Source organism: Halobaculum litoreum, from assembly GCF_030127125.1.
Classification (GTDB): Archaea; Halobacteriota; Halobacteria; order Halobacteriales; family Haloferacaceae; genus Halobaculum; species Halobaculum litoreum.
Window position 1 is genome coordinate 632346 of the sequence record NZ_CP126156.1, and the last position, 23568, is coordinate 655913.

The 23568-nt window shown below is 72.8% G+C and carries 25 protein-coding genes, 1 tRNA gene and 3 pseudogenes; 10 read left to right on the plus strand and 19 right to left on the minus strand.

Annotated elements, in window-relative coordinates; translation table 11 throughout:
• Positions 1-167: 167 nt before the first annotated feature.
• The 4 genes and pseudogenes from P0R35_RS16435 to P0R35_RS03350 all read right to left on the minus strand — a co-directional run.
• Positions 168-236 (minus strand): annotated as a pseudogene (locus P0R35_RS16435) (nucleotide-binding protein); the annotation flags it as partial.
• Positions 237-343: 107 nt separating this feature from the next.
• Positions 344-742: a YlbF/YmcA family competence regulator gene (locus P0R35_RS03340; RefSeq protein ID WP_284013816.1), complete on the minus strand. Its 399-nt coding sequence runs from the start codon at positions 740-742 to the stop codon at positions 344-346.
• 73 nt (positions 743-815) lie between these two features.
• Entirely contained in the window at positions 816-1076 is a 261-nt protein-coding gene (locus P0R35_RS03345) for a DUF8049 family protein (protein WP_284013817.1), read from the minus strand.
• Positions 1077-1177: 101 nt separating this feature from the next.
• On the minus strand, positions 1178-2194 hold the full coding sequence (locus tag P0R35_RS03350; protein WP_284013818.1) for an FKBP-type peptidyl-prolyl cis-trans isomerase: 1017 nt from the start codon (positions 2192-2194) through the stop codon (positions 1178-1180).
• A gap of 134 nt (positions 2195-2328) precedes the next feature.
• Between P0R35_RS03350 and cyaB the strand changes: the two genes are divergently transcribed.
• Positions 2329-2904: a class IV adenylate cyclase gene (gene cyaB / locus P0R35_RS03355; protein WP_284013819.1), complete on the plus strand. Its 576-nt coding sequence runs from the start codon at positions 2329-2331 to the stop codon at positions 2902-2904.
• A gap of 84 nt (positions 2905-2988) precedes the next feature.
• Entirely contained in the window at positions 2989-4215 is a 1227-nt protein-coding gene (locus tag P0R35_RS03360; protein WP_284013820.1) for a methionine adenosyltransferase, read from the plus strand.
• Between the two features lie 140 nt (positions 4216-4355).
• On the opposite strand, the gene P0R35_RS03365 is transcribed toward P0R35_RS03360, so the two are convergent.
• Positions 4356-4730 carry a thioredoxin family protein gene (locus tag P0R35_RS03365; RefSeq protein WP_284013821.1) on the minus strand — a complete coding sequence of 125 codons (375 nt, stop codon included), beginning with the start codon at positions 4728-4730 and terminating at the stop codon, positions 4356-4358.
• A gap of 152 nt (positions 4731-4882) precedes the next feature.
• Here P0R35_RS03365 and P0R35_RS03370 point away from each other — a divergent pair, with 152 nt between their 5' ends.
• Complete coding sequence (locus P0R35_RS03370) at positions 4883-5854, plus strand: PLP-dependent cysteine synthase family protein (protein WP_284013822.1); 972 nt, start codon at positions 4883-4885, stop codon at positions 5852-5854.
• A gap of 12 nt (positions 5855-5866) precedes the next feature.
• Here P0R35_RS03370 and P0R35_RS03375 read toward each other — a convergent pair whose 3' ends face one another.
• The 3 genes and pseudogenes from P0R35_RS03375 to P0R35_RS03385 form a co-directional block, all read right to left on the minus strand.
• Positions 5867-6730, minus strand: coding sequence for an alpha/beta fold hydrolase (locus P0R35_RS03375; protein ID WP_284013823.1), 864 nt, complete (start codon positions 6728-6730; stop codon positions 5867-5869).
• 2 nt (positions 6731-6732) lie between these two features.
• Positions 6733-7188 carry a DUF5804 family protein gene (locus P0R35_RS03380; RefSeq protein ID WP_284013824.1) on the minus strand — a complete coding sequence of 152 codons (456 nt, stop codon included), beginning with the start codon at positions 7186-7188 and terminating at the stop codon, positions 6733-6735.
• A 90-nt stretch (positions 7189-7278) separates the two neighbouring features.
• Positions 7279-9464: pseudogene (locus P0R35_RS03385) on the minus strand (thioredoxin domain-containing protein).
• Positions 9465-9621: 157 nt separating this feature from the next.
• Between P0R35_RS03385 and purD the strand changes: the two are divergent.
• Positions 9622-10908, plus strand: a complete 1287-nt coding sequence (gene purD, locus P0R35_RS03390) for a phosphoribosylamine--glycine ligase (RefSeq protein WP_284013825.1) — start codon at positions 9622-9624, stop codon at positions 10906-10908.
• 75 nt (positions 10909-10983) lie between these two features.
• The gene (locus tag P0R35_RS03395; RefSeq protein ID WP_432765031.1) at positions 10984-11586 is read left to right on the plus strand and encodes an acyltransferase; all 603 of its coding nucleotides are present in this window, start codon (positions 10984-10986) and stop codon (positions 11584-11586) included.
• Positions 11587-11592: 6 nt separating this feature from the next.
• Here the strand turns inward: P0R35_RS03395 and P0R35_RS03400 are convergent, their stop codons facing one another.
• From P0R35_RS03400 to P0R35_RS03415, 4 genes are all read right to left on the minus strand, one after another.
• Positions 11593-12450, minus strand: coding sequence for a mechanosensitive ion channel domain-containing protein (locus P0R35_RS03400; RefSeq protein ID WP_284013826.1), 858 nt, complete (start codon positions 12448-12450; stop codon positions 11593-11595).
• Positions 12451-12453: 3 nt separating this feature from the next.
• Complete coding sequence (gene dacZ, locus P0R35_RS03405; RefSeq protein ID WP_284013827.1) at positions 12454-13266, minus strand: diadenylate cyclase DacZ; 813 nt, start codon at positions 13264-13266, stop codon at positions 12454-12456.
• A gap of 113 nt (positions 13267-13379) precedes the next feature.
• A complete protein-coding gene (locus P0R35_RS03410; protein ID WP_284013828.1) occupies positions 13380-14516 on the minus strand; it encodes a GNAT family N-acetyltransferase in 1137 nt (378 codons plus the stop codon).
• A 300-nt stretch (positions 14517-14816) separates the two neighbouring features.
• Positions 14817-14901 (minus strand) — tRNA-Leu (locus tag P0R35_RS03415).
• Between the two features lie 85 nt (positions 14902-14986).
• Between P0R35_RS03415 and P0R35_RS03420 the strand changes: the two genes are divergently transcribed.
• Positions 14987-15295, plus strand: a complete 309-nt coding sequence (locus tag P0R35_RS03420; protein ID WP_284013829.1) for a transcription initiation factor IIB family protein — start codon at positions 14987-14989, stop codon at positions 15293-15295.
• 36 nt (positions 15296-15331) lie between these two features.
• Here P0R35_RS03420 and P0R35_RS03425 read toward each other — a convergent pair whose 3' ends face one another.
• The 6 genes from P0R35_RS03425 to P0R35_RS03450 all read right to left on the minus strand — a co-directional run bounded on the left by P0R35_RS03425 (position 15332) and on the right by P0R35_RS03450 (position 19476).
• Complete coding sequence (locus tag P0R35_RS03425; RefSeq protein WP_284013830.1) at positions 15332-15547, minus strand: hypothetical protein; 216 nt, start codon at positions 15545-15547, stop codon at positions 15332-15334.
• A 7-nt stretch (positions 15548-15554) separates the two neighbouring features.
• Positions 15555-16055, minus strand: a complete 501-nt coding sequence (locus P0R35_RS03430) for a phosphopantetheine adenylyltransferase (RefSeq protein ID WP_284013831.1) — start codon at positions 16053-16055, stop codon at positions 15555-15557.
• A 75-nt stretch (positions 16056-16130) separates the two neighbouring features.
• A complete protein-coding gene (locus tag P0R35_RS03435) occupies positions 16131-16658 on the minus strand; it encodes a helix-turn-helix domain-containing protein (RefSeq protein ID WP_284013832.1) in 528 nt (175 codons plus the stop codon).
• Positions 16659-16759: 101 nt separating this feature from the next.
• Positions 16760-17875, minus strand: a complete 1116-nt coding sequence (locus tag P0R35_RS03440; RefSeq protein ID WP_284013833.1) for a glutamate--cysteine ligase — start codon at positions 17873-17875, stop codon at positions 16760-16762.
• Between the two features lie 106 nt (positions 17876-17981).
• Positions 17982-18617 carry a fibrillarin-like rRNA/tRNA 2'-O-methyltransferase gene (locus tag P0R35_RS03445; protein ID WP_284013834.1) on the minus strand — a complete coding sequence of 212 codons (636 nt, stop codon included), beginning with the start codon at positions 18615-18617 and terminating at the stop codon, positions 17982-17984.
• Complete coding sequence (locus tag P0R35_RS03450) at positions 18610-19476, minus strand: NOP5/NOP56 family protein (RefSeq protein ID WP_284013835.1); 867 nt, start codon at positions 19474-19476, stop codon at positions 18610-18612. The genes P0R35_RS03445 and P0R35_RS03450 overlap by 8 nt, the downstream gene beginning before the upstream one ends.
• Before the next feature lie 95 nt (positions 19477-19571).
• On the opposite strand from P0R35_RS03450, the gene P0R35_RS03455 reads away from it, so the two are divergent.
• From P0R35_RS03455 to P0R35_RS03465, 3 genes are all read left to right on the plus strand, one after another.
• Complete coding sequence (locus tag P0R35_RS03455) at positions 19572-20774, plus strand: pyridoxal-phosphate-dependent aminotransferase family protein (RefSeq protein WP_284013836.1); 1203 nt, start codon at positions 19572-19574, stop codon at positions 20772-20774.
• 74 nt (positions 20775-20848) lie between these two features.
• Positions 20849-21076 (plus strand): hypothetical protein, encoded by a 228-nt coding sequence (locus tag P0R35_RS03460; RefSeq protein WP_284013837.1) that lies wholly within the window; start codon positions 20849-20851, stop codon positions 21074-21076.
• 71 nt (positions 21077-21147) lie between these two features.
• Positions 21148-21654 carry a universal stress protein gene (locus P0R35_RS03465; RefSeq protein WP_284013838.1) on the plus strand — a complete coding sequence of 169 codons (507 nt, stop codon included), beginning with the start codon at positions 21148-21150 and terminating at the stop codon, positions 21652-21654.
• 24 nt (positions 21655-21678) lie between these two features.
• Here P0R35_RS03465 and P0R35_RS03470 read toward each other — a convergent pair whose 3' ends face one another.
• Positions 21679-22935, minus strand: coding sequence for an MFS transporter (locus tag P0R35_RS03470; RefSeq protein ID WP_284013839.1), 1257 nt, complete (start codon positions 22933-22935; stop codon positions 21679-21681).
• Positions 22936-23023: 88 nt separating this feature from the next.
• Here P0R35_RS03470 and P0R35_RS03475 point away from each other — a divergent pair.
• Positions 23024-23475, plus strand: a pseudogene (locus tag P0R35_RS03475) (acyl-CoA thioesterase).
• Positions 23476-23568 lie beyond the last annotated feature (93 nt).

The following is a 23568-nucleotide window of genomic DNA, read 5'->3' on the forward strand; positions in this document are numbered from 1 at the left end:
AGTAGTAGGCCGTCCGCCGTCCCGTCGACCGGAACCGCGGCGTCGAGCGGGCCGGCGCCCCCGCCGTCGAGCGCGGCCGTCCGCCGCGGGCCGCCGACGAGCGCGCCCAGATCCGGCAGGTCCCAGTCGCCGTCGACCGCGAGCGTCGGCCGGCCCCGCCGACCGAACGCCCGCGCCAGTTCGACCGTCGCGGTCGTCTTCCCCGTGCCGCCCTTGCCGCTCGCGATGGCCAACACGGGGACGCTGTGTCGCTATCCGGTTTCAACGCTCGCGTCGCCGGCGCCGCCGCTGTCCGACGGGCGCGCGGAGAACGGGGGTCGCCGACGCCGCGGGCCGGTGCCGGTCAGTCCTGACAGCAGCCGCCGGCCTCGCCGCCGAAGTCGACGAGCAGTTCCGCCGAGATGGCCTCGTTGAGCCGTTCGAGGCGGTCTCGGAGCTCGTCTTGCGCTTCGACGTACTCCTTCATCACCGGGAGCGCGTGGAGTTCCTGTTGGGCGGCCTGCACCTTCTCGAGCGTCTCCTGGTCGGCGCGGCCGGCCTGCCGCGCCATCGCGAACTCCTGGCGGAGCTGTTCGAACTCGGAGATGCGCTCCTGTGCTTCCTCGTCGGCCTGCACCGCCGCCTTCGCCTCCTCGAAGCGCCGGTACGTCGGCGTGTCGGCGATGGCGTCGCCGAGTTCGCGCGCGAGGGCCTCGACCGAGTCGTCCGTCGCCGCCTCCGGGGCGTCGGTCTCGATGCTCATACCTGGGGTAGGAATCGGCGGCTGTTAAGCCCCGCGACTGGGGATCCGCGCGGTCGCGGCGGCCGTCGCCCCCTCACACGACCGCGGCGTACGCCGCCGCCGCGAGCGTGACGAGCACGACGAGGACGATCCAGTTGCGGGCGGTGTCGACCGCGCCGTACGGACCGCCCTTCCGGCTGAAGAGGTACGCGAAGTAGACGACCAGCGGCGCCAGCCGCAGCGGCGTCGACACCGCGATGCCGACCAGGAGGTCGACGCCGACGGTGAGGACGAGCGCGCCGGCGGCGGCCGCGCCGGCCACCGTGAGGTCCTCGCGGGCGTCGTCGAGATCCATCTACACGCCGGGTGGACCGATCGGAAGTAATCGGTGTCGGTTCGCGGTCGGGTCGGCGCCGGGTCGGTCGCGCCGACCTGGCCGACCGGGGACGCGGGGCGTTACTCCTCGGCGTCCTCGAGCTCCTCGACGAGCTCGTCGGCGTCGACGTCGACGTCGTCCATGTCCACGTCGTCGAGGGCCTCCTCGATGTCCTCGCCGCCCATGCCGCCGCCCATACCGCCCATCATGCCGCCCATGCCGCCCATCATGCCGCCGGAGCCGTCGATGACCTCCTCGACGACGACGCGGTCGAGGTCGAGGCGGCCCATGATGTCCTGGGCGATCTGCTGCTTGGAGAACATCCACTGCTGGTTCATCTGCATCATCGGGGTGGCCTCGATGTACAGCGTGCGGCGCTCGACCTCCTCGGTCTCGGTCTCCTTGTCGACCTCGCCGGTCTCCTCGTCGGTCTCGACGGTGACGGGGACCTCCTGCTCGACGGTCTCGACCTCGATGCGGACCTCGGGGGCCTCCTGGAGGTACATCCCGAGCAGGCCGGCGGCCTGCTCCTCCTCGTCGTCGACGACGCCGAGGATCTCGTACTCGTACTCCAGGTCGTCGCCCGCCAGCGGGTGGTTGAAGTCGACGCGCGAGCGCCCGCCGATGACCGTCTCGACGTACCCCTGCTCGCCGTCGATGGTGACCTGCGCGCCGGGGTAGCGGTCGTCCTCCGGGATCTTCTCGGCGCTCACCGTGCGCACGTCGTCGGGGTCGAACTCGCCGAACGCCTCCGCGGCGGGGACGACGACGGTGTTGCCGTCGCCGACCGCCTTGCCGAGCAGGTCCTCGTCGACGGAGTCGAACACGTGCCCCTCGCCGACGACGACGGTTCGCGGGGAGAAATCGTACTCGTCGTCGTCGATGCCGGCCTCCTCGGCGACCTCCTTGCGCGTGGTGTCGACGACGCGACCCTCCTCGTCGCCCTCGGTCGCGGTGCGGACGGTGTAGTCCAGCCGGACGAAGTCGCCGTTCTGGATCCCGTCGGTGGACTCCTCGGTCTCGGACTCGGCGTCCTCGCTCGCCTCATCGCCGGCGTCGGCGGCCTCGGCCGCCTCCGCCTGCTCTTCTTCGCTCATGTGCCCACCGTCGCTCGTCCGCTTCTTAACAGTCACGTTTCGGTCGGACGGCCCACAGGACCCGTGATCGACGGACGGCGCGACGATCGGCCGGTCGCGCCACCCTTTTCCTCGCCCGGTACGACCGCCGCGATATGTACGAGGTGGAGGTGAAGGTCCGCGCCGACCACGACGCCGTCCGCGCCCGGCTCGACGCCGTCGGCGCCGAGCACACCCGGCGGGTCGAGCAGGTCGACACCTACTACGACGCCCCGCACCGCGACTTCGCGGAGACCGACGAGGCCCTCCGGCTCCGACGCGAGACGGTCCGCGAGGCGTCGGGCGACGACGGCCACGACGGGCGCGAGGGTCGAACCGAGACGCGGGTGACGTACAAGGGCCCCCTCGTCGAGGCCGCGTCGAAGACCCGCGAGGAGTTCGAGACAGCCGTCGCGGACGCCGGGGCCGTCGAGGGCATCCTCGCCGGGCTGGGGTTCGAGCCGGCCGCCACCGTCGAGAAGGAGCGCGACTGCTACGCCGTCGACGGCTACACCGTCACCGTCGACGCCGTCGCCGGGGTCGGGGAGTTCGTCGAGGTCGAACGCGAGGCCGCCGAGGCGGACATCGAGGCGGCGCGGGAGGGCGCGTACGCCGTCCTCCGGGAGCTCGGTCTCGACCCCGACGACCAGATCCTGACCTCCTACCTCGGCCTCCTGTTGGAGGGGCAATAGTCGCCGGAGAATACCTCAGAGTTATCTCCGTGCCCCGGACTGTTTTCGCAAGTTATAGTGCGACCGGTGTCCTCACGCCGGACAATGAGGAACATCCAGGTCTCCGAGCTCGACCGGCGCGCGGTCGAGGACCAGGAGGTAGAGATCGTCGAGCGGAAGGGGATCGGCCACCCCGACTCCATCTGCGACGGCATCGCCGAGGCCGTCTCCCGCGGCCTCTCGCAGCTGTACCTCGACCGCGTCGGGCACGTGCTCCACTACAACACCGACGAGACGCAGTTGGTCGCGGGCCGCGCGGCCCCCGCCTACGGCGGCGGCGAGGTGCTCGACCCGATCTACGTGCTCGTCGTCGGCCGCGCGACGAAGGAGTACGAGTTGGAGACGGACGACGGCCGGACGCGCGAACTCACCCTCCCCGTCGAGCGCGTCGCGCTGGAGTCGGCCCGCGACTACGTCGAGGAGCACGTCCCCGAGCTCGAGGTGGGCTCGGACATCGTGATCGACGTCGACCTCGGCGAGGGCTCGGGCGACCTGCAGGACGTGTTCGGCGAGGACGACGTGCAGGTGCCGATGGCGAACGACACCTCCTTCGGCGTCGGCCACGCGCCGCTCACGGAGACCGAGCGGATCGTGCTGGAGGCCGAGCGCGAACTGAACGGCGCGTACGCCGCGGACAACCCCGAACTCGGGCAGGACGTGAAGATCATGGGCAAGCGCGAGGGCGACGTCATCGACATCACCGTCGCCGCCGCGATGATCGACGCCCACATCGCCGACCAGGCGGAGTACGTGGCGGCGACCGAGCGCGTCGAGGCGTTCGTCACCGACCTCGCGCAGTCGCACACCGACCGCGAGGTGCACGTCGACGTGAACACCGCCGACGACCTCGAGGAGGGCTCCATCTACCTCACGACGACCGGCACCTCCGCCGAGCAGGGCGACGACGGCTCCGTCGGCCGCGGCAACCGCGCCAACGGGCTCATCACGCCGAACCGCCCGATGAGCATGGAGGCGACCTCTGGCAAGAACCCGGTGAACCACATCGGGAAGATCTACAACCTCCTGTCGACGGACATCGCCGAGGCCGTCACCCAGGAGGTCGACGGCATCCGCGACCTGCAGGTCCGGCTCCTCTCGCAGATCGGCCGGCCGATCGACCGGCCGCACGTCGCCGACGCGCAGGTCGTCACCGAGGAGGGCGTCGCCGTCTCCGACATCGAGGAGGAAGCGACCGCGATCATCGACGAGCGCCTCGCCAACGTCACCGACGTGACCCGCCGGGTCATCGAGGGCGAGCTGTCGACGTTCTGAGGGGGCGCACCCCACCGGTTTTCGAGTGTGTCTGACGCCGAGCGGACGCGCCGGCGAGCGCGGGGGGCTCCGCTCGGCCGTCGGCGCCGCTCGGGCGGGGGGAGTGTCGGTCTCGGAGAGGCCGTCCGGGAGGCGGCTCCTCAGACCGCGCCGAGTTCGCGCGCGAGGTACGTCGCGATGTCGGTGTCGGCCGACTCGACGAAGCGGGCGACCTCCGCGCCGTCCCGGAAGACGACCACCGTGGGGATGTGCGTGACGCCGTACTCGTCCATGCCGGGCCCCCGCTTCTCGCCGTCGACCTTCTCGACGGGGAACTGCTCGACGCGCTCGCCGGGCACGCCGGCCGCCGCGAGCGCGGCCGCGAACCGCGGCAGTTGCCCGGTGCAGTCGGGACACCAGTCGCCGCCCCACACCTTGTACGTCAGGTCGTCGTCGCCGAGGGCGGCGACCACGTCGGCGTTCGCGTCGGCGTCGAAGCCGTCGCCCGGTTCCATCGTCGAGAGGCTCGCACTCATGCCCGACAGTGGGGCTGGACGGCGGTTAAGCGCGACGCCGGCGGCAGATCCGACGGTGCGGCGTGACGGGCCGGCCGCGCTCGTGCGCCGCGACCGCCGGACGGCTTGCCGTCGACGCGAGGCCCTTTAGTCGCGACGCGAGTAGCGTGGGTATGGACGAATCCGTCCTCGACACCATCGGGACGCCGCTGGTGCGGGTGAACTCGCCGCCGGGCGCGACGGTGGCGGCGAAACTGGAGTCGCGCAACCCCGGCGGCTCCGCCAAGGACCGACCGGCGCTCCGCATGATCGAACGGGCGGAAGCGGCCGGCGAGATCCGGCCGGGCGACGCGCTCGTGGAGCCGACCTCCGGCAACACGGGGATCGGCCTCGCGATGGCCGGCGCGGCGAAGGGGTACGACGTCACGCTCGTGATGCCCGCCTCCAAGAGCGAGGAGCGCCGGCGCGTCATGGCCGCCTACGGGGCCGACCTCGAACTGGTCGACGGCGGCATCGAGGACGCGAAAGCCCGCGCCGACGAACTGGAGGCCGGGGGGATGACGCAGCTCCGACAGTTCGACAACCCCGCCAACCCCGAGGCGCACTACGAGACGACCGCCGAGGAGGTGCTCGCCCAGTTGGACGGCCGCGAGCCGGACGCCCTCGTCGCGGGCGTCGGCACCGGCGGGACGATCACCGGGATCGGCCGACGGCTCCGCGAGGAGTTCCCCGGGATGGACGTGGTCGCCGTCGAACCCGTCGACTCGGCGGTGCTGTCGGGCGAGGAGCCGACGGCCGACTCCTTCCAGGGGATGGGACCGGGGTTCGTCAGCCCGAACCTCGACACGGACCTGCTCGACGGCGTGCTCACCGTCGACGTCGAGGAAGCGGAGGCGGAGTGCCGCCGCCTCGCCCGCGAGGAGGGGATCCTCGTCGGACAGTCCTCGGGCGCCTCGCAGGTCCGGGCGTACGACGTGGCCGCGGCGTTCGCCGCCGGCGACGACCCCGGCTACCGCGACGTCGCCGTCGACGGGTGGGCGCCCCGCGAGGACGACCGCGTCGGCGTCGCCGGCGACGACCCGCTGGTGCTCACGGCGTTCTGGGACTCCGGCGAGCGCTACCTCTCGACGGGCCTGTTCGACTGAGACGGCGACGACTCACTCCGCCAGCAGGAACTCCTCGACCAGTTCGAGGAAGCGGTCCGGGCACTCTCTGGGCGGCCAGTGGCCACAGTCGGGGAGGACGCGTGTCGTCGCGTCGGGGATCAGCGTCCCCGCGCGGACCGCCCACGCGACCGGGACCAGCGGGTCGGCTTCGCCGTGGACGACGAGCGTCGGGACCGTCAGGTCCGGAAGCCGGTCGACGTAGTTCGTCCGGAGCCCGGTCGGACCCACCTCGCTGCGCTGGAACGCGGTGAACGACCGCCCCGCGTCCCCGCGGCGGACGGCCCGCACCGCGTCGTCGAGGAGTGCGGGCGTCACGGCGTCCCCGGACCCGACGATGCCCCTGAGCGCGACCCACAGGAGTAGCCGACTCCGTCGCAGCGCCGCCCACGCGAGGTCGGTAACGAACGGGAGGCGGGTGAACAGGTAGCCGAGCGGGCCGCCCGGGATCCGACCGCCGAGTCCGTAGCTGTCGACGAGCACCAGTCGGTCGACCCGGTCGGGCGCGTCGAGCGTGTACCCGAGTGCGGCCCCGCCGCCCATCGAGACACCGACGAGCGCGACGCGGTCGAGACCCACCGCGTCGAGGAACCCCGCGAGCGTGTCCCGGTAGTACGGGATCGAGTACGGGGCGTCCGGGCGGTCGGAGCCGCCGTAGCCGGGCCAGTCGAGGGCGTACACCGGCCGCACGTCGGCGAGCGCCGGGAACGTCTCACGCCACGACAGCGCCGCCTCGTCGAGGCCGCCGCCGTGGAGCAACACTACCGGAACCCCGTCGCGCCCCTCGCCGGCGACGTGGTAGCGGACGCGTACGCCGTCGACGACGACGGTCCGCGAGTCCGCGCAGGCGACGCGCACGGTTACCCCTCGAACTCCGCGCGCGTCACCCGCACCCGGACGGTCTCGTCGACGTCGCGGAGGTCGTACGTCGGGAGGTCGGCGTCGTCGCTGCGCGCGAGGTACATCGGCTCGACGAGCGCCCCCTCCGCGACGCCGTACACCTTCAGGAACCGGTCGGTCTCCTCGCGGCGGATCGCGTCGTTGCGGACGGCCGTCGCGAGGTCGCGCGAGAGCCACTCGTCGGGGTCGACCGAGGGCTCGCGGATCAACACCTCGTCGACGAAGCGCACGAGGTACCAGTTGAGGTCGTTGCACAGCGACACCGCCGCGCCGAGGCTGACGGTGTCGAGCGCCAGCGAGTTCTCGAACGGCGCGCGCAGGTCGTAGGTGGCGAGCGCCTCGCGCGCCGTCTCCCGCGAGAGCAGCTCGAAGCGGAGGTCGGCCTCGGGGTCGCCGACGAGACAGACCGTGGTCATACTCGCCGGTCGCCGCCGGCCGGCAAAGCGGTTACGCTCGGGCGGCCGCGCGGCGGCGTCGCGAGCGCGGGGGTGGCGAGGGGGATCGCCTCACTCCCGTGCGCCCCACTCCAGCGCGGCCCGGAGGTCGTGGTTCGGGGGCGAACACGTGAAGTCGCGGCAGGCGTACGCCGTGGGGGCGTCGTCGCGCGCCGCCCGCCCCCGCCAGACCGGCGGCGCCTCCTCGAGGCCCAGCGTCGCCAGCCACGCGTCGAGGCCGTCGTCGCTCGACGGCCGCGGCGCGACGATCACGCCCGGGAGGTAGCGGCTCGCGAGCGTGTCCCACCACTCCGCGGGGAGGTCGTCGCACGCCAGCGTCAGCTCGAACGGGCCGCTCTCGGCGCGGGCGGCCGCCAGCGCCAGGGTCACGTGTTCCAGCGGCGACGTCGTCACCGCGTCGGCGTGGGTCGCGAGCACGTCCCGGGCGACCGCCTCGAAGTCGGCGTCCGGCGCGAACACGTCGAGGTCGAGCAGCAGCCGCGTCGCGACGCCGAGGCTCGACGGCGTGGAGGCGTCGCTCGGCTCCTGCGGGCGGACGACGGCTCCTCGCCGTCGGCGGGCGTCGCGTAGATGGTGCCGTCGGCCTCGTCGTAGAACGCGTCGACGACGACGCGCGCCAACTCGAGCGCGAACGCGAGGTGGTCGACCTCGCCGGTGACGCCGTACAGCTCCAGCGCGGCGCGCCCGAGGTACGCGTAGTCCTCGAGGTAGCCGACGCCCTTCACCTCGCCGTCGCCGACGGCGTCGCCCTCGCGTTCGATGTACCGGCGGCTGAGTCGGTCGCCGTCCCAGAGGTGGTCGCGGACGAACGCGAGCGCCCGCTCGCCGCGGTCGGCGAGCGCGGGGTCGAGGGTGCGGGCCCCCGCGGCGAACGCCGAGATCGCCAGCCCGTTCCACCCGGCGAGCACCTTCTCGTCGCGCGGCGGGCGCTCGCGCTCGGCCTCCCGGAAGTCGAACAGCGCGGTCCGGGCGTGCACCAGGCGCTCGCGCACCTCGTCCACCGACAGGTCGTACTCGTCGGCGAGGTCGTCGGCGGGCGTCGCGCGGGTGAGCACCGTCGTGCCGCGCTCGAAGTTGCCGCCCGGCTCGACGCCGAAGCGATCGCACACCAGATCGACCGTCTCCTCGTCGTCGAGGCCGGCGGCGGCGAGCGCCTCGGCGACCGTCTCGGGCGTCCACACGTAGAACTCGCCCTCGCCCTCGCCGGAGTCGGCGTCGAGGGTGCCGTAGAAGCCGCCGTCGGGGTGGGACAGTTCGCGCTCCATGAACGCGAGCGTCTCCTGTGCGGTGCGGGCGTAGGTGGGTCGCCCGACGAGGCGGTGGGCGTCGAGGAACACGCGCGCCAACTCGGCGTTGTCGTACAGCATCTTCTCGAAGTGGGGGACGACCCACTCGCGGTCGGTGCAGTAGCGGTGGAACCCGCCGCCCACCTGGTCGTACAGGCCGCCGTCGGCCATCGCGTCGAGCGTCTCGACGGCGACGTTCAGCGGCTCCTCGCGGCCGCTGCGCGCGTACGCCTGCATGAGCAGGTCGACGCGGCCGGTCTGCGGGAACTTCGGCCCCTTCCGGCCGAACCCCCCGTGCTCGCGGTCGGCGCTCCGGAGGGCGGCGGTGACGGCGTCGGAGAGCACGTCGGCGTCGGGGAGGGCGTCGCCGGCCTCGTCCGCGGCCGCGCCGTCCCGGGTCGGCGCCGGCGACCCGTCGCCGGACGACTCCAACTCGTCGCGCGCGGCGCTCGTCCACTGCTCGGCGCGGGCCTCCATGTCCGCGCGCTGCTCGGGGTCGTTCCAGGAGTTCGCGAGGTTGCGACAGATCTCGAGGAACCCCGGCATCCCCTGGCGCCCGTCGCGCGGGAAGTACGTGCCGACGTAGAACGGCTTCCCGTCGGGCGTGAGCCACACCGAGAGGGGCCAGCCGCCGCGCCCGTTGACGAGCTGGTTCACGGTCTGGTACACGCGGTCGACGTCGGGGCGCTCCTCGCGGTCGACCTTGACGGGGACGAACGACTCGTTCAACACCTCGGCGACCGCTTCGTCCTCGAACGACTCCTCCTCCATGACGTGACACCAGTGGCACGCCGAGTAGCCGACCGACAGGAAGACCGGCACGTCGCGCTCGCGGGCCGCCGCGAGCGCGTCGTCGTCCCACGGCTGCCAGTGCACGGGGTTGTCGGCGTGCTGGCGCAGGTAGGGGCTGGCTTCCTCGTCCAGCCGGTTTCGCGCCGTCGGATCGCTCATTGTCGGCGCGTCGGCGGCGGGAGGGATAAGCGGGCCGGCCGCGGAACGACACGGCCCGCGATCGCGCCCCGCGCGACGCCGATCCGATACACGAACACGCACAACGAGACCCACAGACACCGCAAAGACTACACGCCCGTGCACGGTGTCGTCGGGTATGACGGAGACCGTACTCCTGGTCGGCGGCGGCGGTCGCGAACACGCCATCGCCCGCGCGCTCGCCGACGACGCCGCGCTGTACGCCTGTGCGAGCAACCGCAACCCCGGCATCGCCGCGCTGGCCGACGGCTTCGAGACGGCCGAGGAGCGCGACGCCGACGCCGTCGTCGCCTACGCGGAGGCCGTGGACGCGGACCTCGCGGTCATCGGCCCGGAGTCGGCGCTGGAGGCGGGGGTCGCCGACGCGCTCGACGCCGCCGGCGTGTACACGTTCGGCCCGCGCGCCGCCGAGGCGCGCATCGAGACGGACAAGGCGTTCCAGCGGCGGTTCATGGACGAGCACGACGTCCCCGGCAACCCGGACTTCGCGACGTTCGACGACGCGGGGGCCGCCGCCGACTACGTCGCCGAGTACGACGGCGACGTGGCGGTCAAGCCGGTGGGGCTCACCGGCGGGAAGGGCGTCCGCGTGACGGGCGACCAGCTCACGACCGAGGCGGCGGTCGAGTACATCCGCGACGCCGAGTGGGACGAGTGGGTGATCGAGGAGCGCCTCGTCGGCGAGGAGTTCACCGTGCAGGCGTTCGTCGCCGACGGCGAGGTGCGCACGACGCCCGCGGTGCAGGACCACAAGCGCGCCTACGAGGGCGACGAGGGACCCAACACCGGCGGGATGGGGAGCTACACCGACACCGGACTGACGCTCCCGTTCATGGACGAGGCCGACTACGAGGCCGCCGTCGACGTGATCGAGGCGGTCGTCGACGCCCTCCCCGAGTACAAGGGCGTGCTGTACGGCCAGTTCATGCTCACCGCCGAGGGGCCGAAGGTGGTGGAGTTCAACGCCCGCTTCGGCGACCCCGAGGCGATGAACACCCTGCCCGTGCTGGAGACGCCGTTCCTCGACGTGCTGACGGCCGCCCGGGACGGCGAGTCGCTCCCCGACCTCTCCTTCTCCGGGGAGGCGACCGTCTGTAAGTACGCGGTGCCCGCGGGCTACCCGGTCGAGCCGGACGCCGGCGCGCGCATCGAGGTCGACGAGTCGAGCGTCGGCGACGCCCTCCTCTTCTACGCGAGCGTCGACCAGCGCGAGGACGGCCTGTACACGACCACCTCGCGCTCCTTCGCGGTCGTCGGGCTGGGCGACTCCATCGCCGAGGCCGAGGCCGACGCCGAGGCGGCGCTGTCGACGGTCGACGACGGGTTCCACGTCCGCCACGACATCGGCACCGCCGACCTCGTGCGGTCGCGCGTCGACCACATGGCCGCCTTGCGCGGCGAGTAGCTCCGCCGGCGACACGGGGGTTCCCCGCCGCCGCCGACGCACGAGATTGATAACCGCGGGCGCCGACACCGAACCGTGAGCAGCGACGACGCCGCGACACCCGAGGAGACGGCCGCCGAGGCCGACGACGCGGTCGACGACGGGCCGCCGGCCCGCTACGACCGCCTGGAGCGGCACCCGACGCCCGGCGGGCGCAACTCCCTGCGCTACTGGACGGACGCGAAGTCGCCCGCGACGGTCGCGCTCAACTACCTCGTCGTGTGGCTGATCCGGGTCTCCCCGAGCCTGCGGCTCAAGAGTTGGCTCCTCCGCCGCCTCGGCGCGACCGTCGGGGCAGGGGTCTCGTGGGGGTTGGAGGCGACGCCGGACGTGTTCTGGCCCGAGCGGATCGCGGTGGGCGACGACGTCATCGTCGGCTACGACTCCGTCCTCCTGTGTCACGAGTTCCTGCAGGACGAGTACCGCCTCGGCGACGTGGTCGTCGGCGACCGGGCGATGCTGGGCGCGAACGTGACCGTCCTCCCGGGCGTCCACATCGGCGCCGACGCGCAGGTGGCCGCGAACTCGCTGGTCGCCGACGACGTGCCCCCGGGCACGACCGTCGCGGGCGTCCCGGCCGAACCGGTGGCGCGCGACGGCTCGACGGACGAGCGGTCCGACGACGACGCCGGGGAGTGAGGACCCCTACTCGCGGACCCGGACGATCCCTTCGGTGAACGCCCGGCGGTTCGGCACGACGTACTCGGCGCCGTCGCTCTCGACGTGCGTGACGAACACGTTCACCTCCTGGACGACGCCGTCGGTGTCGCCGATGCGGACGCGGTCGCCGATGCTGTACGGCTGTTCGAGCAGGAGGTACAGCCCCGCCGCGCCCGACGCCAGCAGGTCGCGGAAGGCGAGCCCGCACAGCAACACGAGCGCGAAGCCGTAGGTGCCGAGCAGGACGACCAGCGCGGCGGTGTCGACGCCGACCTGCCCGAGCGCGACCAGCGCCGCGACGAAGATGACCGACCACTTCGCGGCCGTCGGGACGACGCCGGTCTGCGGGAGCTTCACGCCGCGGAGCCGGTCGTTGACGAGCAGCTCGACCTTGTCGCCGACGACGAGGCCGACGATGAGCACGAGGACCGCGAGGAACAGGGCGGGGAGGAACTCGGCGGTACGGTTCCAGAAGTCGGAGATGTAGCGCACCTGCGCGATGGTGAGCGCGACGATGACGCTCAGGATGAAGATGAAGTACCCCGAGAGGTTCGCGACCAGCGACACCGTCGACGTGCCGAACTCGCGGGCGGTGCGCTCGAAGGCGGTGCCCTCGATGGTCTCGGGGACGCCGGCGCCGACGAGGATCCGCCGGTTGATCCGGACGACGAGGAAGCCGAGGAACGCCCCGAGGACGATCACCCCGAACGCCAGCCACAGCCGGGCCGGCAGGCTCGTCACCGCGCCGGCGACGGCGTCGGTCGCCGACTGGAGCGGCGTCGGGACGGGAGCGGCGCCGGGAGCCACGCTCGCGGCCGACGGGGGCGAGGCGAACTGGCGCATCCGTCAGTACTCCTCCGGGTCGAGTTCGAGGACGAGCGACCCGCCCTTGAACGCGCGAACGAGCCCGTCGGACTCCGAGAGGACGATGGCGATGGCGTTCGTGTCGCGGGTGATGGCGCCGCCGGCCATGTGGCGCGCGCCCAACCCCTTCGGGATGTCGACGCCCTCCGCGCCCGGTTCGAGGTAGCGGTACGCCGAGACGATCTTGCCGGAGTCGCTGATGACGAACGCGCCGTCGAGCCGGGAGAACTCCTTGAGCATCACGTTCACGATGGGGTCGCCGACGTGGACGTGCGACTTCTCGAAGGGGTTGTAGCTCAGCGGGCGGGACTTGTTCATCACCTTCCCCGCGTCGCCGACGACGAACAGCGCGCCGACGGGCTTGCCCTTCTGCCCCTTCTTCCCCAACTCGATCGCCACGTCGAACACGTCGCGCACGACGTTGGGGTCCGCGCGGGAGTTGGCGAACAGGTCGAAGATGCCCGAGTGCATCGACTCGGTGACGGGCGTGCGCACGACGCCGTCGATGGGGTCGCCGAACACGCCGACCGCGCAGGCGATCACGTCGCCCTCGGCGCAGTAGCCGTGGTCCATCGCGCCCTCGATCCCGAAGCGGATCCGGTCGCGGACGTTGTCGAACTCCAGCGGGAGTTCGACGTACCGCTCGGCGTCGTGGTCGTTCTCCGGGGCGACGACGACCGCCGGTTCGTCGTCGATCACCCGGTAGTCGTCGTAGGTCGATCCCGTCGGCGAGAAGAGGAACACCCCGTCGACGTCCGCGACGAGGTCGGCGAGGAGGTCGGCCGAGGTAGTCATGCGTCCAAGGTTTCTCGGCGCGGGCATATCGGTTTCGGCACCGTCATGCGTCCGTCTTGCGGTCCGGCCGGGCCGCCCCGGCGTCGCCGCCGTCAGACGGGGCGGCGCCCCGGTCAGGCCACGTCCTGTCCGCACAGTTGGACCGCCCAGGCGTCGGCGTCGGTCGGGTCGACGTCGGCCGCCGTCCACGGCACCCGCCCGCGGGGGTCGGCGTCCGCGGGGACGGGGGAGCGCACGACCTGCGTCGTCCGGGTGGCGACACTCGAGAGGGGGAACGCGTCGTCCCGCCGGAAGCCGCACCGACGGAGGGCTTCGGGGGGGACTGTCGTCCCCGCGCACTTCACCACGTCGGCGTCCGCGGCGTCGGCGACGACCGCCGACAGCAGCGCCTCGTAGCTCCCGGCCGGCGCCGAGCCGTCGGCCGGCTGGACGTCCATCACCCACACCTGCCGGAGGTCGTCCTCGGTCGCCGCCGCGACCAGACCCGCGACCGGTTCGCCCGCGGACCGGACGAGGTACGCCGTCGGGTCCCAACGGGGGTTCGCGAACCGCCACCGGTAGAACGGGACGTCCCGGCGGACGTGCACCTCGTCGGGGACGCCGGCGCGGTACAGGTCGACCAGCGTCGTCGCGGGGACCGCGTCGTGGCGCTCGACGGTCCACCCGTCGGCGTCGCTCCCGGTCGCCAGCGACGAGACGCCGCGCACGAGGGAGAGGCCGGCCTGTCCGAGCGCGAGCGCGCCCTTCGCCCCGAGGCGGTCGGTCGGCAGCCGGTCGCCGGCGAGCCGTTCGAGGTCCTGCACGCGGTAGTGCGTGGGGACCGACCCGACCTCGGTCCACCCCTGGTCGCGCAGTCCGGGGAGGATCGCCTCCGAGGGGTAGTTGAAGTAGCAGCCGGCGGGACCGTCGGCGTAGCGGTCGAGGAGCCCCTCGGTCATCATGGTGAACACGCCGCGTCGGCGGTGGTCGGGATGCACCATCCAGTCGGCCGGCTGGAACGCCAGCGCGGTGCGGTCCCCGACGGCGAGCCTGAAGGCCACGCACGGCTCGGCACCGACGATCGATCCGTCGGTCTCGGCGACGACCATCGGAACCTCGTCGACGTAGGGGTTCTCCTCGAAGCGCCAGCGGAACCAGTCACGGCCCTTCCGCCGGCCCCAGACCGCCTCGTACAGGTCGAGGAACCCGGATCTGTCGCCGGGATCGTACCCTCGGATCGTCGTCTGCGGGTGGGTCGACGCGGATCCCATGTGAGCGCACGCGACGTGTATCGAGTTGGTAATGGGGAGCTTTCCCGCCGCCGGCTCGCCGCGGCCGAGCGCGCCCCGGTCGCCGGTCGCCCGCGTCGGGCCGGCGCCCGGACCGTGTCTCGGGCTATCGGTTCGGTGTTCGATTAGTCGGACCGTTCCGGACGCGACACCGCAGTCGGGACCTCCGGCGGGTCGGCGGACGGCGGACCGGTGACGGCCGCGTCGCTCGGCCGTGTCCCTCGCGTCGCCTCGGGTCGGCGTGGAGAACCGTCCGGGGGCTCGCGGCGCTCGCCCCACGCATGCGCGGGACCGGATTCGAACCGGCGGACCCCTATGGGACAGCGTCCTAAGCGCTGCGCCGTTGGCCTGGCTTGGCTACCCGCGCTCGCCCTCACGTACCCCGAATCGCGGTAAGTAGCTGTCGGACCGGGGCGACAGTTTATGAGCGACGACCCCGAAGCGCCGACCGGATGTACCGGGCACGCGACGAGGTCGACAACGAGGAGTGGCTCGCGCAGCTCCAGCGCGCCGCCGAGTCGCTCGACCTCTCCTCGGAGGCCCGTTCGAACGCCACCGACCTGTTCCTCTCGGGCGTCCCCGAGGCCGACCGCTCGAAGCCCGCGATGGCGGCGGCGGCGCTGTACGCCGGCGCCCTCATCGCCGGCGACGAGCGGCCGCAGACCGCCGTCGCCGAGGCGATGGACGCCACCCGGCTCTCCGTCCAACAACACTGGAAGGACGTCCTCGAGGACGCCGGCTTCCGCCCGCCGTCGTGGTGAGCGGCGCGGCCGCCGGCCCCGCCGCCCGACGCGACCCTACTCGGTGAGCAGTCGGTACGCCAACAGCGCCAACCCCGCGAACGCCGCGAGCTGGCCCAGCAGGAACAGCGCCCCGCCGACGTACGCGAGCAGGCTGCCGGGGTCGCGGCCGCCGACCCGGATCGCCTGATAGCCGAACAGGAGCGCGAGCCCGCCGGCGAGGAGCAGCTGTGTCGCGCGCGAGCGCCGCGTCAGCCAGCCGACGGCGTCCACGGGCGACCTACTCCGCGTCCGGCGGGGCGGTGCCGCGGCCCTCGCGCTCGGGCGTGAGGTTCCCGTGCCGGTCGATCTCGCCCCGGACGATCCGTGTCGAGGAGATGCGGTCGCCGTCCTCGGCGGGGACGTGGTCGACGACCTCGATCCGCAGGCTCGGGAGGCCCTTCTGCTCGCGGATCTCGTTGACCCGTTCGGCGCCCGACTGCGTCTCCGGGGAGACGATGAGCGCGTCGAACCCCGGCTCGATCGCGATCCCGGTCGGCTTCGTGAGTTCGCGGATCTCGTACCGCCGGCCGTACTCGTCGGCCAACGGCGACAGCTCCGCCTCGAGGTCGCGCCGGCGCTCCTCGAACGGGCGGACGTAGCGGTCCGTGTGGCGCGTCTCCGGGGCCAGCTCGTCGGACGTGAGCCCGACGGTGAGGTCCCCGAGTTCGAACGCGCGCTCGAACAGCGCGCGGTGGCCGTCGTGGACCGGATCGAACGTCCCGCCCAGCGCGACGTGCATACCCGGCGGTGGTGGCCCCGACACCTAAAAGCGACGTTACTCCCCGTCGCCGCCGTCGCGGCCGGCTCGCGGGCGTTACTCGTCGGCCTCGGTCGTCTCGACCGAGATCCGAACCGGGTCGTCGGACCCGTCGTCCGTGCCGCCGTCGCCGCTGAGGCGCGCGTCGAGGTTGAACACCGTGTTGAGTTGGTCCTGCACCTCGCCGACCGCACCCTCGACGAGCGCCGCCGGCTCGATGGCCTCGTACTCGTAGGGGTTGTTGCCGGCGCCGGCCGCCTCCCGTTTCGTCCGGGTCACCGTCTCCTCGCCGTGGAGCTCCGCCAGCGCCTCGCGGACGGTGCTCGGGTACAGCCCGGTGCCCTCGGCGACCTCGTCGCTCGTCGACCCCGGGTGTTCGCGGAGGTAGACGTAGATCCGGGCGCGCGTCTCCGTGTCGAGCAGCCACGACAGCAGGTCGACGATCCGCTCGTCGAAGCCGTCGGCGACCTCCGTCGCGCTCTCCTCGATCCGCTCGGCGGCCTCCCTGAGCTCGCCGCGCTCGCGCTCCTCGTCGGCGGCGCCGTCCGACTCGTGGCCGTCCTCGGTGGCTTCGTCGGTAGACATGTGTCGCTAGCCGCTGGTCGGAACTGCGGAGGGAAAACCCCGTCGCCCGGTACGGTTCCCGATAGCCGGGAGGACCCGCACGGACGGCGCCGCGACGCCGGTCACGCGTCGTGTTCGTCGAGCAGGAGCGCGCGGCACAGCGCGTCGAGGCCGCCGGCGTCGCGGATGCGGCGCTGGCGGGCCGCGCCCGACTCCCGCTCCAGCAGGAACCGGGGGCCCTCGACGCCGAGCCGGTCGCACTGGCGGTCGACGACCGTCGGGAGGTCCACCGTCGACTCGCCGTCGCGGTCGAGGAACGACGCGTCGCGGCCGTGGCGGACCGCGCGCCACTTGTTCTCGTCGAGGAGTTCCCGGCGGAGCCCGCGGCCGTCGCCGCCGGCCGCCGCGTCCGGCGCCGCCTCGTCCTCGTAGCGTTCGGCGAGGTCGACGACGAGCGCGTGCACCCACTCGACGAACGCGACGACGACGTCGGGGTTCGACTGGCCGTCGGGGGTGCGCACCTCGACGGTGCCGTGGCCGGTGTGCGGGCGCACGTCGAACCACAGCTCGCCGCGGTCCTCGATGGAGCCGTGCTCGACCATCCGACGCTCGAAGTCCCGGTACGCCGCGAACGAGTCGAAGTAGCCCGGCATCCCCGTGTTGGGGAGGTTCTCGAACACCGTCGCGCGCGCCGACGCCAAGCCCGTGTCGAACCCGTTCCAGAACGGGGAGTTGGCCGACAGCGCGAGCATCGGCGGGAGGCTCCACCGCAGTTCGTTCGCGACCCACGTCGCCTTGTCCGCGTCGTCGACGCCGACGTGGACGTGGAGGCCGGCGGTCGTGTTGCGGTGTTGCGGGTAGCGGATCCGGTCCAACTGCGAGCGGTAGCGGGGCTTCTCGGCGTGGTCGAGGTCGCGCCACACCGCCGCGGGGTGGAGGCCCGCGCCCGCGACCCGGAGGTCGTACGACCCGGCGTGCTCGACGAGCGCCTCGCGGACGGCGACGACGCGGTCGCGGACGTCGCCGGGGTCCTCGATCAGCGGCGTCTGACTCTCGACGACGAACTTGAACAGTTCGTGGTCGATGCGTCCCGCGAGCGGCTCGGGCGGCTCGCGCTCGCCGTACACCAGTCGGTCGCTCCCGGAGGCGGGGCGGCCCTCGTCGTCGACGACGTAGAACTCCTCCTCGACACCCAGGGTGCCCATCCGGTCGAACGCCGCGGCCGAACCCGTGTCCATCGGCGACGGCTTCGACGTGGGGCGATAAATAGGTCGGGAAACCGGGCGTGTCGTGTCCGCGGCCGTGGCTGTCGACGCCGTCGCGGCCGACCACGCCGACGCGGCGTCACTTCGGCGTCGCCACGACGCCGAGGTGGTCCTCGTGGTAGCGGTCCAGCGACCGGGTCTCCAGCACCTCGTACGCCTCCCGCAGCTCCGCGAGCACCTCGTCGAACACGGCGTCGGGAGCGGCGGCGACGTCCTCCGAGCGGGCCTTCACCGCGAGCAGGAGGCGGCCGTCCTCGGCGAGGAACCGCCGATTGCGCACCGCCACGTCCGCCTGCCCGCGGGTCGCGACGTCCTGCACGAGCACGTCGCAGTCGGCCTCGACGACGTGGGCGTACGTCTCCGGCCGGCGCGCGTCCTTGAGCAGCGGGAACAGGTTCGGGCGCGACGCACAGGCGTCGAGGAGGTCGCGGACGGGGCGCGGCGAGAACTCGACGGCGTACGTCGGCCCCGCGAAGTCGGCGACGTGGCTCACGGTGGTGCCGTTGGCCGCCCCGAGGTACAGGGCCGTCTCGCCGCCCGCCAGCCCGGTGTCCATCCCGAGCGCCAGCATCGCGCCGAGCTTCGAGCGCCCGGCGTCCCACGCGCGCCACTCGCCGTCGGTCGGCTCGCCGTACACCGGCTCGCCACGGGTGCAGAGCCGCTCGCGACCGTCGACCTCGCGGCGTTCCACGCCCTCCGGGAGGGTGTCACTCACCGTCGCCACCCCCGCCGGCCGCGTCGGGGGCACGCGCACGGATCGTGCGCATCCGCTCGTCCAACTCCGCCTCCAGTTCGGGGCGGTAGTCGCCGGAGTAGTGGTCGATGCGGGCGGCGATGGTGAGCTTCCCGGCGAGCGCGCGGGAGGCGGAGCCGCGGTCCTCGGGGCGGGTGCCGCGGACGTACTCGTGGGTGTAGATGATCCCGTGTTTCGGCGAGGAGCCGTGGCCGCGGAGGTGCGCGAACAGCGCGTCCTCCGCCCCGAGCACCTGCAGGGTGCCGGAGGGCTTCTTCGCCAGCGGCTCCAGTCCGCCCGCCAGCGAGATCAGGCGGGCGGCGAGCACCGGCCCCGCCAGCGCCGCGAGGTTCGGCGCGGCGACCGGCGCGCGCGACTCGATGAACCCCGCCAACTCGTCGGCCTCCGCGGCGAGGTCGGCGACGCGCGTCGCCAGCGACACCACGCGCTCCTCGGCGGGTCCGTCGGGGTCGCGCTCGGCGAGGGCGCGACAGCCGTCGACACCGGTGCCAGCGTCGGGGAACAGCGTCCCGGCCCACTCCGAGACGCGCTCGGCGAGTTCGTTGGCGACGCGCTCGGCGTCGTCCATGGCGCGGACGGCGTGGAGCAGTTGGCGGTCGTCGGCGCGCTCGCGCTCGTCGACCGCGGCGCGGGTCGCCGCGACCGTCGCCTCGCGCAGTTTCGCGTAGTAGTCGTCCTCGTCGGTCGCGAACCCGGCGTCGACGGCCGCGGCCGGCCAGTCGGCGGGCGCGTTCGCCGAGCCGTCCCTGACGCGGTCGGCCGGCGTCTCCTCGTCGCCGACGGCGAACCAGCCCGCGGCCGCGGCGTCGTTGCTCGTCATACGGGCCCGTTCCCCGCCGCCGTTGATTAGCGTTGTCTCCGCGGGCGGGGATACGAACCGAGTAACCTTTGCCCGCTACTGTTCACCACCCGGCCATGCAACAGCCGGACCTCGACCGACCCGAGGCGCCCGACGTCGGCGAACTCACCCCGCCCGAGCGCACGCTGATGGGCCCCGGCCCGAGCGACGTCGATCCGCGGGTGCTCCGCGCGATGAGCACGCCGCTGGTCGGCCACCTCGACCCCGCGTTCGTCGACATCATGGACGAGACCCAGGAGCTGCTCCGCTACACGTTCCGGACCGACAACCGGTGGACCATCCCCGTCTCCGGCACGGGGTCGGCGTCGATGGAGGCGGCCATCGGCAACCTCGTCGAGCCGGGCGACACGATGCTCGTGCCCACGAACGGCTACTTCGGCGGCCGGATGGCCGAGATGGCGCGTCGCGCCGGCGGCGACGTCGTCGAGGTCGACGCCCCGTGGGGCGAGCCGCTCGACCCCGTCGACGTGCAGGCCGCCTTCGACGAACACCAGCCCGACGTGTTCGGGTTCGTCCACGCCGAGACCTCGACCGGCGTGTTGCAGCCGGCGGTGTCGGAGCTGACGAGCATCGCCCACGACCACGACGCGTTCGTGATCGCCGACTGCGTCACCTCGCTGGGCGGCGTCCCGCTGGAGGTCGACGAGTGGGACGTCGACGCCGCCTACTCCGGGCCCCAGAAGTGTCTCTCGTGTCCGCCCGGCGCGTCGCCGCTGACGCTGAACGACCGCGCGATGGACAAGGTGCTCTCCCGCGAGGAGCCCGCCCGCTCGTGGTACCTCGACCTGTCGCTGCTGGAGGGGTACTGGGGCGAGGAGCGCGCGTACCACCACACGGCGCCGATCACGAACGTGTACGCGCTCCGCGAGGCGCTGCGGCTCGTCGCCGAGGAGGGTATCGAGGCGCGCTGGAGGCGCCACCGCGAGACCGCGGGCGCGCTCAAGGCCGGGCTGGAGGCGATGGGGCTGGAGACGAACGCCGCCGAGGAGTACTGGCTGCCGAGCCTCAACGCGGTGCGCGTGCCCGACGGCGTCGACGACGGCGCCGTCATCGCGGACCTGCTGGAGCACTACGACCTGGAGATCGCCTCCGGTCTCGGCGACCTCGCGGGGGAGATCTTCCGGATCGGCTGTATGGGCCACTCCGCGCGGCCGGGGAACGTCTCGCTGCTCGTCTCCGCGCTCGGCCAGACGCTCGCCGAGCACGGCGCCGCCGTCGACGTCGGGGCGGGCGTCGAGGCGACCGCCGAGCGGCTGTAACGGCCCCTCACCCCGACGCCGTCGTCCCGACGGCCACCAGGTCCAAGTGTCGTGCGGGGCGACCTGCGGGTCACATGGACGAGGTACTCGAGGCCGCGGAGGTCGTGGCGGACTCGGAACTGGAGGGGGCCGTCGTCTGGCTGTGCAGGGTCGTCGGCATCCTGCTCGCGGTGGCCGGCGCGGGGCTGTGGCTGTTCACCGGCGCCGGGCTGTTGTGGCTCCCGGCGATCCTCATGGTCGGCGGCCTCCTGCTGGCGACGGTGCCCCAACTCCTGCTGGAGTTGGCCGGCGTGTTCGCCTGACACGGGCGGGCCGACCGGACGCGGCGCCGCGTCGACCACTTTTTCGTCTCGCCGTCCCAACGGGACGCCGTATGTACGAGGACATCCTGCTGGCGACCAACGGCGGCAACGCGTCGATCAACGCCACCGACCACGCGCTGGAACTGGCCGCGGACCGCGCCCGACTGCTCGACGACCTCGACGTGGCCGTCGAGCGGGAGGCGACGCTGCACGCGCTGTTCGTCGTCGACGAGGCCGCGATCACGACGTACTCGGGCGACGAGTACGTCGACGGCCACGAGGGGCCGGAGTACGGCTTCGAGGACCTCGGCGAGGAGACGCTCGCCGACGTGCGCGAGCGCGGCGAGGCCGCCGGCGTCTCCGTCGAGACGTACCTCCAGCACGGCACGCCCGAGGAGACGATCCTCGAGGTGGCCGACGAGGTCGACGCCGACCTGATCGTCGCCGGGAGCCAGCGCCGTCCCGACGAGTACCGGATGCTCGTGGGGAGCGTCACCGAGCGCGTCGTCCGCGCGAGCGACCGCCCCGTGCTGGTCGTGAAGACGCCCGTCGACGAGGCGGGCGAGCCGCTCGTGTGAGGCGGCCGCCGCGCGGTCGCACGCTCACCACTCGCCGAGCGCGTTCGCGCCGTGGAAGCGCCACAACACGCCGAGGAAGGTGAGCGCGCCGAGCACGGCGAACCCGCCGCCGAGGTAGAACACCGAGTCCATCCCGACGTTCGCCATCAGCCACCCGCCGACGACGGGCGCGATCACGGAGCCGGGGCGCCACACCAACTCGCGGATGCCGAAGCTGGAGGCGACGCCCTCCCCGTCGCTGCCCTCGTCGGCGAACAGCGCCATGCTCGCGGGCTCGCGGAAGCTGTCGGCGACTCCCAGCCCGCAGTTGAGGAGGACGAGGGGGACGAACGCGGCGGAGACCGCCCCGACGACGGGGTAGGCGGTCGGGAGCCCGAGCGCCTCGCCGAGCATCGGCGTGAACGGCACCGCGAGCGCGACGAGGCCGTACGCGCCGCCGCCGGCGAACACGAACAGCGCGCGGCCGGCGGAGTCGGAGAGGCGGCCGGTGTACGGCTGGAACAGCATGTTCGTGAACTTCTCGGAGACGGTGATGACGGCGACCGCGAACGCGGGGTACGCGAGCCCGCCGTTGACCGCGGCGTAGCCCGCGAAGAACGGGATCCAGTTGCGGACGAGCGTGACGGCGACGGCGTACTGGGCGCGGAAGGAGGTGAGCGTGAGGATCCGACGGTTCACCGCCAGATCGGAGAACGGGAACCCCTCGATGCGGGTGTCGTCGTCGGACAGCAGCAGCGCGGTCGCGCCGAAGGTGACGACGTACAGCGCGGAGATGAGGAGGAACACCTCGCGGGCGCCGTCGAAGTAGTCGTACAGGAACCCCGCCGACAGGCCGCCGAGGATGGAGGCGGCGAAGGCGGCGGCGTTGGCGCGACCGATCCGGTTGGCGCGCGTGCCGCGCGTCGCGAGTTCGCCGACCAGCCCCAGCGTCATCAGCCCCATCCCGGTGAACACGACGCCCTGTGCCGCGCGGACGGCGAGCAGTTGGGGCTCGGTCGCGGCGAACGCGAACGCCCCGTACGTGGCGATGCCGACGGCGAGCGTGCCAAGCAGGACCAGTCGCTTGTCGTAGCGGTCGCCCGCCCACGCGAGCGGGACGACCATCACGGTCTGGGCGAGCGTGTAGACGGTGTAGAACAGGCCCGCGCCGACGCCCGCGATGCCGAGGTCGGCCGCCAGCTTCGGGAAGAGGATGACCAGCGAGATGCTCCCGAAGCCGCCGGCGAACCGCGAGAGGTACAGCGTCCAAAACTGGAGGGGCGAGGCCGAGGAGTCGGTCACGTTCCGGCGTTCGCGGGGGGAGTGAAATGGCCGTCGAACCCGCGCGGTCGACTGGGGGGCTCTTGACCCCGGCGGGCGTACCGCCGGCGTGGTCTCCCTGCTCGACACGTACATCGAGAACCGCGAGCGCGTCCAGCCGGACGACACCAACAACTACGACACCGCCCACGGCGGCAACGTCGCCAAGTGGATGGACGAGGTCGGCGCGATGTCGGCGATGCGCCTCGCGGGCAACCCCTGTGTCACGGCCAGCATCGACCGGCTCGACTTCGCGCGCCCCATCCCGCGGGGCGACACCTGCGTCATCGAGTCGTACGTGTACGCGACGGGACGCACCTCGGTGCGGGTCCGTCTGCGGGCGTTCCGCGAGACGCCGGAGACCGGCGCGCGCGAGTTGACGACGGAGGCGACGTTCGTCTTCGTCGCGCTCGACGAGGACCGCCGGCCCACGCCGGTGCCGGATCTGGCGGTCGACGGCGAGCGCGAGGAAGAAGCCGGCGGGCGGCGCTGGCGGCCGAACCGGACGAGCCGGACCGGTAGGCCGGTGCGGCGCCGTGGTCCGTCCCCCGACCACGCCGGAACCGTCCCGGCGACGGCGTTCGAGGCGACGACCCGGGTCGTCGCCGGCGGCAG